This is a genomic window from Microbacterium sp. CFBP9023, from assembly GCF_034045055.1.
Taxonomy (GTDB): domain Bacteria; phylum Actinomycetota; class Actinomycetes; order Actinomycetales; family Microbacteriaceae; genus Microbacterium.
The window spans coordinates 560,916-574,373 of the sequence record NZ_JAXCWI010000001.1 but is presented as its reverse complement, the minus strand read 5'-3'; the positions used below and the strand labels follow the sequence as shown (position 1 = coordinate 574,373).

Here is a 13,458-nt window from a genome sequence, read left to right as displayed (position 1 = left end):
CAGCCTCCCTACGGCGCTTCCGGCGCTTACCCCCCGAAGCAGGGCATGTACAACCCGGCGTTCGAGAAGGACGCCTGCGGCCTCGCCATGGTCGCGACCCTCCGCGGCGAGGCGGGCCACGACATCATCGCGCTCGCGCTCGAAGCGCTGCGCAACCTGGAGCACCGCGGGGCGATCGGCTCGGATGCCGGCACCGGAGACGGCGCGGGCATCCTGACGCAGATGCCGGACGCGTTCCTGCGCGCCGTCACCGACTTCGAACTGCCCCCGGTCGGCGAGTACGCCGCGGGCCTGGCATTCCTGCCGCGCGATTCCAGCGAGCGCCGCCAGCAGAAGGCCGGCATCGAGAAGATCGCCCGCTCGGAGGGACTCCGCGTCCTCGGCTGGCGCGAGGTTCCGACGGTCAACGACAACCTCGGAAAGCTCGCCGACGAGGCGCGTCCCGCCTTCGAGCAGCTCTTCGTGAGCGCCGGGGGAGCGACGCACTCGGACGCCCCGCTGACCGGCATCGCCCTCGACCGCGTCGCATACCGACTGCGCAAACGCGCCGGTCACGAGCTCGGCGCCTACTTCGTGACGCTGTCCGCCCGCACTCTCGGCTACAAGGGCATGGTCACGACGCTGCAGCTCGAGCCGTTCTACCCCGACCTGCAGGACGAGCGCTTCATGTCCGAGCTCGCGGTCGTGCACTCCCGCTACTCCACGAACACGTTCCCCTCCTGGCCGCTCGCTCAGCCGCTGCGCATGCTCGCGCACAACGGCGAGATCAACACGGTCGGCGGCAACCGCAACTGGATGCGCGCTCGCCAGTCGCAGCTCGAATCCGAGCTGCTGGGCGATGTCGCGCCGCTGCTGCCGATCTGCACCGACGGTGCCAGCGACTCCGCGTCGTTCGACGAGGTGCTCGAGTTGCTCACCCTCACCGGCCGCAGCCTGCCGCACGCCATCATGATGATGGTCCCCGAGGCGTACGAGAAGCAGTCCGACATCTCTCCGGAGCTTCGTTCGTTCTACGAGTACCACTCGAACCAGATGGAGCCCTGGGACGGCCCGGCGGCGCTCATCTTCACCGACGGCACCGTCGTCGGCGCGACCCTCGACCGCAACGGGCTCCGCCCCGGGCGCTGGACCGAGACGACCGACGGCCTCATCGTCATCGGCTCGGAGACCGGTGTGCTCACCTTCGAACCCGAGCGGATCAAGCGTCGCGGACGCCTGCAGCCCGGCAAGATGTTCCTCGTCGACACGTCGCAGCGACGCATCATCGAAGACGAGGAGATCAAGCACGATCTCGCGACCATGCACCCGTGGCAGGAATGGCTGGATGCCGGTTCCGTGCGGCTCGCCGACCTTCCCGAGCGGGAGCACATCGTGCACCCGCCCGCATCGATCACCCGCCGTCAGCGCACCTTCGGCTACACGGAGGAGGAGGTGCGCATCCTGCTGACCCCGATGGGCCAGAACGGTGTCGAGCCTCTCGGCGCGATGGGATCCGACACTCCGATCGCGGTGCTCAGCAAGCGTCCCCGCCTGCTCTTCGACTACTTCACTCAGCAGTTCGCGCAGGTGACCAACCCGCCGCTCGACTCGATCCGCGAAGAGGTCGTCACGAGTCTGAAGCTCGGTCTCGGCCCCGAGAGCAATCTGCTCACCTGGGGTCCCGACCACACGCGCACGGTGTCGCTCGACTTCCCGGTCATCGACAACGACGAGCTCGCGAAGATCCGTCACATCGACAAGGCTCTTCCCGATCGCTCCAGCGTGACGATCAGGGGCCTGTACCACTTCGACGCCGGCTCGAACACGCTCGAGAAGCGTCTGACCGAGATGTGCGACGAGGTCGATGAGGCCATCGAGAGCGGTGCCGAGTTCATCATCCTGTCGGATCGCGACTCGAACAAGGATCTGACCCCGATCCCTTCGCTTCTCATGGTCTCGGCCATCCATCACCACCTGATCCGTCGCGAGAACCGCATGAAGGTCGGTCTGATCGTGGAGGCGGGTGACGTCCGCGAGGTGCACCACGTCGCGACGCTGATCGGATACGGCGCGTCGGCGGTCAACCCGTACCTCGCGATGGAGACCGTGGAGCACCTGGTGCGCACCGGTTACATCACCGGCATCAGCCCCGAGAAGGCCGTCCGCAACCTGATCTACGCGCTCGGCAAGGGCGTTCTGAAGATCATGTCGAAGATGGGCATCTCGACCGTCTCGTCGTACGCCGGCGCACAGGTCTTCGAGGCCGTCGGTCTGAGCGAGGAGTTCATCGACAAGTACTTCACCCGCACCGAGTCGAAGCTCGGCGGCATCGGGATCCAAGAGATCTTCATCGAGAATCAGGCTCGTCACGATTACGCCTACCCGGAGGATGAGGCTGCTCGCGCTCACGAGCGCCTCTGGACCGGTGGCGAGTACCAGTGGCGTCGCGACGGTTCCCCGCACCTCTTCAACCCGGAGACGGTGTTCAAGCTGCAGCACGCCACACGCGAGCGCCGCTACGACATCTTCCGCGAGTACACCAGGATGGTCGACGATCAGGCGGCGGAGCTCAAGACGCTGCGCGGTCTGTTCTCGCTGCGGACCGGTACGCGCAAGCCCGTGCCGCTCGACGAGGTCGAGCCGGCCTCGGCGATCGTCAAGCGGTTCTCGACCGGCGCGATGAGCTACGGATCGATCTCGAAAGAGGCACACGAGACTCTCGCGATCGCCATGAACAGGCTCGGCGGCAAGTCCAACACGGGTGAGGGCGGGGAGGATGCCGACCGTCTGCTCGATCCCGAGCGCCGCAGCGCGATCAAGCAGGTCGCCTCGGGACGCTTCGGCGTCACCAGCCTGTACCTCACCGAGGCCGACGACATCCAGATCAAGCTCGCCCAGGGTGCGAAGCCCGGCGAGGGCGGTCAGCTGCCTCCGCAGAAGGTGTATCCGTGGGTAGCGCGCACGCGCGGCGGAACACCCGGTGTGGGACTCATCTCGCCCCCGCCGCACCACGACATCTATTCGATCGAAGACCTGAAGCAGCTCATCTTCGACCTGAAGCGGGCCAACCCCGAGGCGCGGATCCACACGAAGCTCGTCAGCCAGTCGGGCATCGGCGCGGTCTCGGCGGGTGTCGCGAAGGCTCTGAGCGACGTCATCCTGGTCTCAGGTCACGACGGCGGCACGGGTGCGAGCCCGATGAACTCGCTCAAGCACGCGGGAACGCCGTGGGAGCTCGGCCTCGCCGAGACCCAGCAGACGCTGATGCTCAACGGCATGCGCGACCGCGTGGTCGTGCAGGTCGACGGCCAGCTCAAGACGGGACGCGATGTCATCATCGGCGCTCTGCTGGGCGCGGAGGAGTTCGGATTCGCGACGGCTCCGCTCGTCGTCAGCGGCTGCATCATGATGCGCGTCTGCCACCTCGACACCTGCCCGGTGGGCGTCGCGACGCAGAACCCCGTGCTGCGCGAGCGCTTCACCGGCAAGCCGGAGTTCGTCGTGAACTTCATGGAGTTCATCGCCGAAGAGGTGCGCGAGATCCTGGCCGAGCTCGGCTACCGCTCGATCGATGAGATCGTCGGCCGCACCGAGCTGATCGAGGCGAACGCCGCACTCCAGCACTGGAAGGCGGAGGGCCTCGACCTGAGCCCCGTGCTCGAGGGACCGGCATTCCCGGCGAGCGAGCCGCGTCGCAGCCGCCGCACGCAGGATCACGAGCTCGAGAAGCACTTCGACGTGCAGCTCATCGACATCGCCAAGCCGGCGCTCCTCAACGGCGAACCGGTGGTGGTCGAGCTGCCGATCGCGAACACCGAACGCGCCGTCGGGACGATGCTGGGTCACCAGGTCACCTCCCGACACGGCGCCGCGGGGCTTCCCAGCGGCACCATCGACGTCACGCTGCACGGCACCGCCGGTCAATCGCTCGGCGCTTTCCTGCCTTCTGGGATCGTGCTTCGACTCGAGGGCGACGCGAACGACTACGTCGGCAAGGGGCTCTCGGGCGGCGACATCTCGATCCGTCCCGCTCGCGGGGCTGCCATCGCTCCGCACGAGAACGTGATCGCCGGCAACGTGATCGGCTACGGCGCGACGTCCGGGACCATGTATCTCTCCGGGGTGGTCGGCGAGCGATTCCTCGTGCGCAACTCCGGCGCGACAGCCGTCGTCGAGGGAGTGGGCGACCACGCGCTCGAGTACATGACGGGCGGCGTCGCGGTGATCCTCGGCTCGACGGGTCGCAACCTCGGCGCCGGCATGTCCGGGGGAGTGGCCTACATCCACTCGCTCGACAGCGGCAAGATCAACGCCCAGTCGCTCGGCAGCGGCGAGCTCCGGCTCGAACCGCTCGACCGAGCCGACCTCGAAGTGCTGCGGAGCCTGATCGTGGCACACGTGGAGCGCACGGCCTCGCCGCTCGGCTCCGACATCCTGGCACGGTTCGATGAGACCGCAGGCCAGTTCACGAAGGTGCTTCCTCGCGACTACGCGGCAGTCCGCAGCATGCGCGAAGAAGCAGTCGCCGAGGGCATCGACCCCGACGGCGACATCGTCTGGAACCGCATCCTGGAGGTGACCGGTGGCTGATCCCAAAGGTTTTCTGAAGGTCACAGAACGTGAGCTTCCCCCGCGTCGCCCTGTGCCCGTACGCATCATGGACTGGAAAGAGGTCTACGAGCCCGGCGACCAGGCCGTCCTGAAGCGGCAGGCAGGTCGCTGCATGGACTGCGGCGTGCCGTTCTGTCATCAGGGCTGCCCGCTGGGCAACCTGATCCCCGAGTGGAACGACCTGACCTGGCGCGGCGAGGGCCGTGCGGCGATCGATCGCCTGCACGCGACCAACAACTTCCCGGAGTTCACCGGTCGCCTGTGCCCGGCACCGTGCGAGAGCTCCTGCGTGCTCGGCATCAACCAGCCTCCTGTCACGATCAAGCAGATCGAGGTCTCGATCATCGACGAGGCGTTCGCCAAGGGCTGGGTCGAACCGCAGCCACCGGCCCGCCTGACGGGCAAGACCGTCGCGGTCGTCGGGTCCGGCCCTGCCGGTCTCGCCGCTGCTCAGCAGCTCACGCGCGCCGGTCACACGGTCGCGGTGTTCGAGCGCGACGACCGCATCGGCGGCCTGCTGCGTTACGGGATCCCCGACTTCAAGATGGAGAAGGGGCAGCTCGAGTCGCGCCTTCGCCAGATGCAGGAAGAGGGAACACGCTTCCGCGCCGGAGTAGAGATCGGCAAGGACATCTCATGGGCCGACCTGCGCGCCCGCTACGACGCCATCGTGATCGCCACCGGATCCACGGTTCCGCGCGACCTGTCGATCCCCGGTCGCGACCTCGACGGAGTGCACTTCGCGATGGAGTACCTGGTCGAGTCGAACCACGCGGTCGCCGGTGACAAGGTGCCGGAGCAGATCACCGCCGAGGGCAAGCACGTCATCGTGATCGGTGGCGGTGACACCGGTGCGGACTGCATCGGCACCGCACACCGTCAGGGCGCGATCAGCGTCACGAACCTCGCGATCGGCAAGCAGCCAGGCACCGAGCGACCGGGCCACCAGCCCTGGCCGATGATGCCGACGCTGTTCGAGATCTCCTCGGCACATGAAGAGGGCGGCGAGCGGGTCTTCCTCGCCTCGACCGTCGAATTCCTCTCGAACGATGTGGGCGAGGTGCGCGCGCTCCGCGTCGCCGAGACCGAGTTCATCGACGGCCGCCGGGTTCCCAAGAGCGGGACGGAGCGCGAGATCCCCGCAGATCTGGTACTGATCGCGATGGGCTTCACCGGTCCGGAGCAGGACGGCTACTCCGAGGACACCCTCCCGCAGGTGACCGACCGCGGTGCCTTCCGACGTGATGACAGCTACGAGTCCACGGTTCCCGGCGTCTTCGTCGCCGGCGATGCCGGTCGCGGACAGTCGCTGATCGTCTGGGCGATCGCCGAGGGCCGCGCGGCTGCGGCGAACGTCGACCGATTCCTCATGGGGACCACCGTGCTGCCCGAGCCGGTGCGACCACATGAAGTCGCTATCGGTCTCCAGCCCGCGTAGGCTGAGCGGCGGCACCGTCGCCTGATTTCCATCCCCCACTACCCTGGAGCAATCTTTGAGACGCGCGAAAATCGTCGCCACCCTGGGCCCCGCCACCTCCACGTACGAGACCGTTCGTGCACTCATCGACGCCGGAGTGGACGTCGCCCGTCTGAACCTCAGCCACGGTGACTACTCCGTGCACGAGAACAACTACGCCAACGTCCGTCGCGCTGCCGACGATGCGGGCCGCGCCGTCGCCATCCTCGTCGACCTTCAGGGGCCGAAGATCCGTCTCGGCAAGTTCGAGAACGGTCCCTACGAGCTCGCCGAAGGCGACATCTTCAAGATCACGACCGAAGACATCATCGGCAACAAGGAGATCTCGGGCACGACGTTCAAGGGCCTGCCCAACGACGTCAAGCCGGGCGACTTCCTGCTTATCGACGACGGCAAGGTCCGCGTCGAGGTCGTCGAGACCGACGGAGTCACCGTCACGACGCGCGTGATCGTCGCGGGCGCCGTCTCGAACAACAAGGGCATCAACCTGCCCGGCGTCGCCGTCAACGTCCCCGCGCTCAGCGAGAAGGACGAGGACGACCTCCGTTGGGGCCTGCGCATCGGCGCCGACCTCATCGCCCTGTCGTTCGTCCGCAACGCCGAAGACGTCAGCCGCGTGCACGAGATCATGGCAGAAGAGGGCGTCAAGGTCCCCGTCATCGCCAAGGTCGAGAAGCCGCAGGCCGTCGACGCTCTCGAGGAGATCGTCGACGCGTTCGACGCGATCATGGTCGCCCGTGGCGACCTCGGGGTCGAGCTGCCTCTGGAGGCCGTGCCGATCGTCCAGAAGCGCGCTGTCGAACTGGCACGCCGCAACGCGAAGCCCGTCATCGTCGCCACTCAGATGCTCGAATCGATGATCAACAGCCCGGTGCCGACGCGCGCCGAGACCTCCGACGTCGCCAACGCCGTGCTCGACGGCGCGGATGCCGTGATGCTCTCGGGCGAGACCAGCGTGGGTGACTACCCGGTCGTCGTCGTCGAGACGATGGCTCGCATCATCGAGTCCACTGAGGAGCACGGACTCGAGCGCATCGCTCCGCTGACGAACAAGCCGCGCACGCAGGGTGGTGCGATCACTCTCGCCGCTCTCGAGGTGGCCGAGTTCGTCGACGCGAAGTTCCTCTGCGTGTTCACCCAGTCGGGTGACTCGGCGCGTCGTCTCTCGCGTCTGCGCTCGCGCATCCCGATGATCGCGTTCACACCCGAGCCGAGCATCCGCCGTCGCATGGCGCTCACCTGGGGCATCCGCTCGAAGCTCGTCGACATGGTCCAGCACACGGACCTGATGTATCTGCAGGTCGACGACTATCTGCTCAGCAGCGGACTCGCCGTCGAGGGTGACAAGGTCGTCGTGATCTCCGGTTCCCCTCCCGGAATCGTCGGCTCGACCAACGACATCCGCGTGCACAAGGTCGGAGACGCCGTGAACGGCGCGGCTCCGATCTACAAGGAAGCCACGGTCTGATCCAGGCAAGAGGCGAAGGGGCGGAGCCACGGTTCCGCCCCTTCGTCGTATCCGTCGCCGGGGAGTCCTGGCGGTTGGTATCGTCTGGCGTGACGGATGCGGCGCGGCCACCAGGGGAGGGGACATCATCGATCTCGTGAGACGGGCCCGCTGGTGGATCGCGGACTACGCCTATGCCGCCTACTGGCAGGTGCGCTCGGCCTTCGACCGCCGCGATCCGTCTTCGTTCGCCGGGGGCCATGCTGCTCCGATCGTCATCCTTCCCGGGGTCTACGAGACATGGCGCTTCATGCAACCGCTGATCACGGCCCTGCATGATCGCGGCCATCCGATCTACGTGGTCGATGCCCTGAGACGCAATCAGCGTCCCGTGCGGGATGCAGCGCGGGTCGTGACGGCCTTCCTCGAGCGCGCGGACCTGTCCGACGTGCTGCTCGTCGCGCACAGCAAGGGCGGACTCGCGGGGAAGCTCGCGATGGCCGGCCCGGCGGGGACTCGAGTGCGCGCCATGTTGGCGGTCGCGACTCCCTTCGGCGGTTCCCGGTACGCACGGATACTCCCTGTCCCGTCCCTGTGGGCCTTCGCCCCCTCGCACCCCTCGATCGTGGAGCTCGCTCGGCATCAGGACGTGAACGAACGGATCGTATCGGTGTACGCCACCTTCGATCCGCATATCCCCGAGGGCAGCGAACTGCCGGGTGCGCGCCGGAACGTCCGGCTCGACACAGGCGGGCACTTCCGGATCCTCGCGGATCCTCGCGTCCTGGGCGAGGTCGCGTCTCTCTCCGAACCCTGAGCCGGTCGGCCTCGGCGCCTGCGGGCACCGTCTCGGGACCGGTCGGCGCCGTGACATGACGGATTCTCAGCGCATGACGGATACTCTGGTGCTGGCGCACGCCGTGACAGACCACGCGGGCGCCGTGCCCATGGATGAAGCGACCATCGAACCCGCCACGGACGCGCGCCTCGACAGCGCCCGGCCGCCGTGCGGCGTGCCCGGTGCGGGTCGTTCTGAGGCCCCGGTCGACCCTGCTGCGGTGATGGCTGATCCGATGACGTCGTCGAAGCCCGGCAGCATCGGGGTCCGCTACCGCCTCAAGCGCCGATTCCGAACGTGCGACGCGATCGCGTGCGTGCCGGTGCCGCTCGCGCAGACGCACATCGCGGAGACGATCGCGGCGGACGACGGAGCCCGCATCTACGGTGGCGGCACCTACATGCCCGTGCTGCGTGACGGAGCCCCGGTTGACGCCTCCGACGAGAACCTCGACGCGATCATCCGTGCGGCGGTGCCGACAGGGGTCGTGCTCGCAGAGCATCCTGCCGTCGCGGAGCGCGAACTGCACGCGGCCATGCGGCCCGTACTGGATCGCTACCTGCTCATCGACGATGAGATCTGGTCACTCGTCTGAGGGCTGTTCTCTGATGTGCCGGCGGTGGGACTCGAACCCACACGCCCTTTCGGACAAAGCATTTTGAGTGCTCCGCGTCTGCCATTCCGCCACGCCGGCTCGTGTGTCGCGTCTTCGACTTTAGCGCAGCGCATCAGTGTCGATCCTCACGCGCCGCGGCATCGGGGGACCTCAGAGGCGCTCTCCACTAGGATGGATCTGTGACCGAGCAAGAACAGGCAGCCGAGCAGCCCACGTCATCCGCACCCCGACGCGTCGTCGTCGCCGAGGACGAGTCGCTGATCCGTCTCGACATCGTCGAGATCCTCCGCGACAACGGCTTCGATGTCGTCGGCGAGGCCGGCGACGGAGAGACCGCCGTGGCGCTGGCGACCGAGCTGCGCCCCGATCTCGTCATCATGGACGTCAAGATGCCGCAGCTCGATGGCATCAGCGCCGCCGAGAAGCTGCACAAGGGCAACATCGCACCCGTCGTCCTCCTCACGGCATTCAGCCAGAAGGAACTCGTCGAACGGGCCAGCGAGGCCGGCGCCCTGGCCTATGTGGTCAAGCCGTTCACGCCGAACGACCTGCTGCCCGCCATCGAGATCGCTCTCGCTCGCCACGAGCAGATCATCACGCTCGAGGCCGAGGTCGCCGACATGGTCGAGCGCTTCGAGACCCGCAAGCTCGTCGACCGCGCCAAGGGACTGCTCAACGAGAAGATGGGCCTTTCCGAGCCCGAGGCGTTCCGCTGGATCCAGAAGGCATCGATGGACCGCCGCCTGACGATGCAGGACGTGGCGAAGGCGATCATCGAGCAGCTCGCTCCGAAGAAGTAGCCTTTGCTTCCACTCGACGCAGAGCATGTTCTGCGTCCGGTCCGGATCGGCGACGGCGCGGCCCTCGCGAGAGCGTACTCCGCGAATCGCGACCATCTCGCGCCGTGGGAACCGCTCAGGGCTCCGGAGTTCTTCACTCCGGAGTGGCAGGAGTTCCATGCGGAGCAGTGCGTCATCGAAGCCTCGGCCGGTCGCAACATCCGGTTCGTGATCGAGTCGTCCGATGGTGAGATCCGCGGAAGGATCAACCTCAACAACATCGTCCGCGGGGCTTTCTGGAATGCGGACCTGGGCTACTGGGTCGACAGGACGCGTCTGCGGCGGGGACTCGCTTCCCGCGGCGTCCACCGGGTCGCCGAGTACGCCCGCGACGAGGTGCAGCTGCACAGGCTGCAGGCAGCGACCCTCCTGCACAACTCTGGTTCACAGCGTGTGCTCGCCGACAACGGCTTCGAGCGCATCGGAATCGCGTCGCAGTACCTGCGCATCGCGGGGGAGTGGCAGGATCACCTGCTGTTCCAGTTGCTGCTGGTCGAGCCGCTCAGCCTGCCGCGGGAGCGTCCTTGATCATGTTGGTGATCCGGATGGTCGAGCAACGACGCCCCTGATCGTCGGTCACGACGATCTCGTGCACGGTGATGCTGCGGCCGAGATGGACGGGTGTGCAGACGCCCGTCACGACACCCGACGTGGCGGAGCGCGTGTGGGTGGCGTTGATGTCCACCCCGACCGCGAGTCGGCCCGGGCCCGCGTGCAGGTTCGCCGCCATCGAGCCGAGCGACTCGCCGAGAACCACGTAGGCACCGCCGTGCATGAGGCCGACGGGCTGTGTGTTCCCCTCGACCGGGAGCGTCGCGACGCATCGCTCGGTGGTGAATTCGAGGAACTCCATGCCCATCTTCTCAGCGAGAGCACCCATTCCACGGGCTGTCGCCCAGTCGAGTCCTGCACTGGTGGCAGTGTCGCTCATGGTTCCTCCTCAGCGGGTGTCTGTCGTCCTCGTTAGGCTGACAGGGTGACGGACTCCGCAAAGCCTACCCTCATGGTCGTCGACGGCCATTCGCTCGCCTATCGTGCCTTCTTCGCCCTCCCGGTCGAGAACTTCACGACGAAGGACAATCAGCACACGAACGCCATCTACGGTTTCCTGTCGATGCTGGTGAACCTCATCAAGGCCGAGCAGCCGACGCACATGGCGATCGCGTTCGACACCTCCCGTCATTCGTTCCGCACCGATCAGTACCCCGAATACAAGGCGACGCGGTCGGAGTCCCCGCAGGAGTTCCGGGGTCAGATCCCGCTGCTGCAGGACTGCCTCGCGGCGATGTCGATCCCCGTGCTCACCAAAGAGGGCTTCGAGGCCGACGACATCCTCGCGACGCTCTCGACGCAGGGCGCGGAGCAGGGATACGACGTCCTGGTGGTCTCCGGAGACCGCGACACGATCCAGCTGGTCACCGACGACGTCACGCTGCTGTACCCGTCCGTGCAGGGCGTCTCGCAGCTCAAGCGCTACGACCCGGTGACCGTGCAGGAACGCTACGGAGTGCGGCCCGAGCAGTATCCCGACATCGCGGCTCTCGTGGGCGAGACGAGCGACAATCTCCCCGGCGTGCCCAAGGTGGGGGAGAAGACCGCCGTCAAGTGGCTGACGCAGTTCGGTTCGCTCGACGACCTGCTCGAGCGAGCCGATGAGATCAAGGGGGTCGTGGGCGGCAACCTGCGCGATCACATCGAGGACGTGCGCCGTAACCGTCGGCTCAACCGACTGCTGCGCGACGTCGAGCTTCCCGTCGCTCCCGACGACCTCGCGGTCGCCCCGATCGACGCTCAGGCTGTGCGAGACATCTTCGCCCGCCTCGAGTTCCGCACCCTGCTGCCCCGTGTCTTCGAAGCAGTCGGCGCCGGCGAGGTCGCCGACGATCCGGCTGCGACGGTGGTGCTGCCCGAACCGACGCAGGTCACCGCAGCAGAGTTCGTCAGCTGGGCCGACGCGCAGACGGACGACGTCGCACTGCGTATCGTCGTGCAGGGCGGGGCACCGACGCGTCTCGGCGCCGCGACCGCGAGCGAGCTCCGCGAACTCGACTGGAACGATGACGTCATCGAGGTGCTGAGACCGTGGCTCGAGTCGACGCGCCCCAAGGTGCTGCACGATGCGAAGCCGCAGGTGAAGGCGCTGCTGCGCCTCGGCATCCGCCTCCAGGGACTCGCTTACGACACCAGTCTCGCAGGCTGGCTGCTGCGACCGAGCTTCCCCGACAAGACTCTGTCCGACCTCGTAGAACGGTATCTCGGAGAGAAGCTCCCCGAGGCGGATCCCTCGCAGCTCGTGCCGGAGACCGAGGGCGCCACCCCATCGCAGGAGGCCTGGTTCGCGCTCCGCGTCGCCACGGCTCTGCGTGACGACATCCCCGAGTCGGTCGCCGCTGTGCTCACCGGCATCGAGCTTCCGACCCTGCTCACTCTGGCCGACATGGAGGTCGCGGGAGTCGCGGTGTCGCACGACGTCCTCTCGACGTTCTCGGGCGAGCTGGCGACGCGCGCCGACCGCCTCGCACAGGAGGCGTTCGGGATCGTCGGTCGCGAGTTCAATCTCGGATCTCCGAAGCAGCTCCAGGAGGTGCTGTTCGACGACCTGCAGCTGCCCAAGACCCGCAAGACGAAGACCGGATACTCCACGGATGCTGCGGTGCTCGCCGATCTCCAGGAGTCGCATCCGCATCCGTTCCTCGGTCTGCTGCTGCAGCACCGTGAGGCCACGAAGCTCCGTCAGATCATCGAGTCGCTCGACACTGCGATCGGAACCGATCACCGTGTGCACACGACGTATGTGCAGACCGGAAGCCAGACCGGGCGCCTGTCGAGCACAGACCCGAACCTGCAGAACATCCCGGTGCGCACCGAGGAGTCGCGTCGCATCCGCAGCGCGTTCCAGGTGGGAGAGGGGTACGAGTCGCTGCTCACCGCCGACTACTCGCAGATCGAGATGCGCATCATGGCCCATCTGTCCGGCGACGAAGGCCTCATCGAGGCGTTCAACAGCGGTGAGGACCTCCACCGCTTCGTCGGCGCGCGAGTGTTCGGGGTCGAACCGAGCGAGGTGACGTCCGCGATGCGCACGAAGGTGAAGGCGATGTCCTACGGCCTCGTCTACGGTCTCTCCGCGTTCGGCCTGTCGAAGCAGCTCCGCATCGAGCAGTCCGAGGCGAAGCAGCTGATGGTCGAGTACTTCGCGCGGTTCGGAGCGGTACGCGACTACCTCCGGGCATCTGTCATGAAGGCCAAAGAGGTCGGCTACACCGAGACCATCTTCGGGCGGCGGCGACCCTTCCCCGACCTCGCGAGCCCCAACCGCGTGCTGCGCGAGAACGCAGAGCGCGCAGCGCTCAACGCACCGATCCAGGGCAGCGCGGCCGACATCATGAAGATCGCGCTGCTGCACATCCACGAAGACCTCAGGTCGGAGGGACTGTCCTCGCGTGCGCTGCTGCAGATCCACGACGAACTCGTCGTCGAGGTCGCACCGGGGGAGTGGGACGCGGCCGAGCGGATCGTTCGGACTCGCATGGGCGATGCGGCGGATCTCACCGTGCCGCTCGACGTGCAGGTCGGGCGCGGGCAGGACTGGAACGAGGCGGCGCACTGATTCCGACCGCGCGTCCGTGACGACGGATGCGACCGCGAGGG

Annotated in this window: 9 protein-coding genes and 1 tRNA gene; 8 read left to right on the top strand and 2 right to left on the bottom strand. The window is 67.0% G+C overall.

What is annotated here, in order from left to right:
- The first annotated feature begins 45 nt into the window (after positions 1 to 45).
- The 5 genes from gltB (at position 46) to SOM10_RS02770 (ending at position 8,947) form a co-directional block, all read left to right on the top strand.
- Entirely contained in the window at positions 46 to 4,569 is a 4,524-nt protein-coding gene (gene gltB / locus SOM10_RS02790) for a glutamate synthase large subunit (RefSeq protein ID WP_320489741.1), read from the top strand.
- Positions 4,562 to 6,028, top strand: a complete 1,467-nt coding sequence (locus tag SOM10_RS02785) for a glutamate synthase subunit beta (RefSeq protein ID WP_053096090.1) — start codon at positions 4,562 to 4,564, stop codon at positions 6,026 to 6,028. Before gltB ends, SOM10_RS02785 begins: the two co-directional genes overlap by 8 nt.
- A 55-nt stretch (positions 6,029 to 6,083) precedes the next feature.
- Positions 6,084 to 7,535 carry a pyruvate kinase gene (gene pyk / locus SOM10_RS02780; protein ID WP_053096089.1) on the top strand — a complete coding sequence of 484 codons (1,452 nt, stop codon included), beginning with the start codon at positions 6,084 to 6,086 and terminating at the stop codon, positions 7,533 to 7,535.
- A gap of 136 nt (positions 7,536 to 7,671) precedes the next feature.
- Entirely contained in the window at positions 7,672 to 8,331 is a 660-nt protein-coding gene (locus SOM10_RS02775) for an esterase/lipase family protein (RefSeq protein ID WP_230100793.1), read from the top strand.
- A 73-nt stretch (positions 8,332 to 8,404) separates the two neighbouring features.
- Positions 8,405 to 8,947 (top strand): hypothetical protein, encoded by a 543-nt coding sequence (locus tag SOM10_RS02770; RefSeq protein ID WP_320488300.1) that lies wholly within the window; start codon positions 8,405 to 8,407, stop codon positions 8,945 to 8,947.
- Between the two features lie 16 nt (positions 8,948 to 8,963).
- Here SOM10_RS02770 and SOM10_RS02765 read toward each other — a convergent pair.
- Positions 8,964 to 9,046: transfer RNA gene (locus SOM10_RS02765), tRNA-Leu, on the bottom strand.
- A 101-nt stretch (positions 9,047 to 9,147) separates the two neighbouring features.
- Here SOM10_RS02765 and SOM10_RS02760 point away from each other — a divergent pair.
- Both SOM10_RS02760 and SOM10_RS02755 read left to right on the top strand, forming a co-directional pair.
- Positions 9,148 to 9,768, top strand: a complete 621-nt coding sequence (locus SOM10_RS02760) for an ANTAR domain-containing response regulator (protein ID WP_042536652.1) — start codon at positions 9,148 to 9,150, stop codon at positions 9,766 to 9,768.
- Positions 9,769 to 9,771: 3 nt separating this feature from the next.
- A complete protein-coding gene (locus SOM10_RS02755) occupies positions 9,772 to 10,335 on the top strand; it encodes a GNAT family N-acetyltransferase (protein ID WP_320488289.1) in 564 nt (187 codons plus the stop codon).
- Here the strand turns inward: SOM10_RS02755 and SOM10_RS02750 are convergent.
- A complete protein-coding gene (locus tag SOM10_RS02750) occupies positions 10,310 to 10,738 on the bottom strand; it encodes a hotdog fold thioesterase (RefSeq protein WP_320488288.1) in 429 nt (142 codons plus the stop codon). The two genes, SOM10_RS02755 and SOM10_RS02750, sit on opposite strands and share 26 nt — an antisense overlap.
- Before the next feature lie 45 nt (positions 10,739 to 10,783).
- Between SOM10_RS02750 and polA the strand changes: the two genes are divergently transcribed.
- The gene (gene polA / locus SOM10_RS02745; RefSeq protein ID WP_320488285.1) at positions 10,784 to 13,417 is read left to right on the top strand and encodes a DNA polymerase I; all 2,634 of its coding nucleotides are present in this window, start codon (positions 10,784 to 10,786) and stop codon (positions 13,415 to 13,417) included.
- Positions 13,418 to 13,458 lie beyond the last annotated feature (41 nt).

What these genes read in the sequence shown, in the direction of transcription:
- gltB (WP_320489741.1), top strand. Translation starts at nt 46, where the DNA reads ATGTACAACCCGGCGTTCGAGAAGGACGCCTGCGGCCTCGCCATGGTC.
- SOM10_RS02770 (WP_320488300.1), top strand. Translation starts at nt 8,405, where the DNA reads ATGACGGATACTCTGGTGCTGGCGCACGCCGTGACAGACCACGCGGGC.
- SOM10_RS02750 (WP_320488288.1), bottom strand. Translation starts at nt 10,738, where the DNA reads ATGAGCGACACTGCCACCAGTGCAGGACTCGACTGGGCGACAGCCCGT.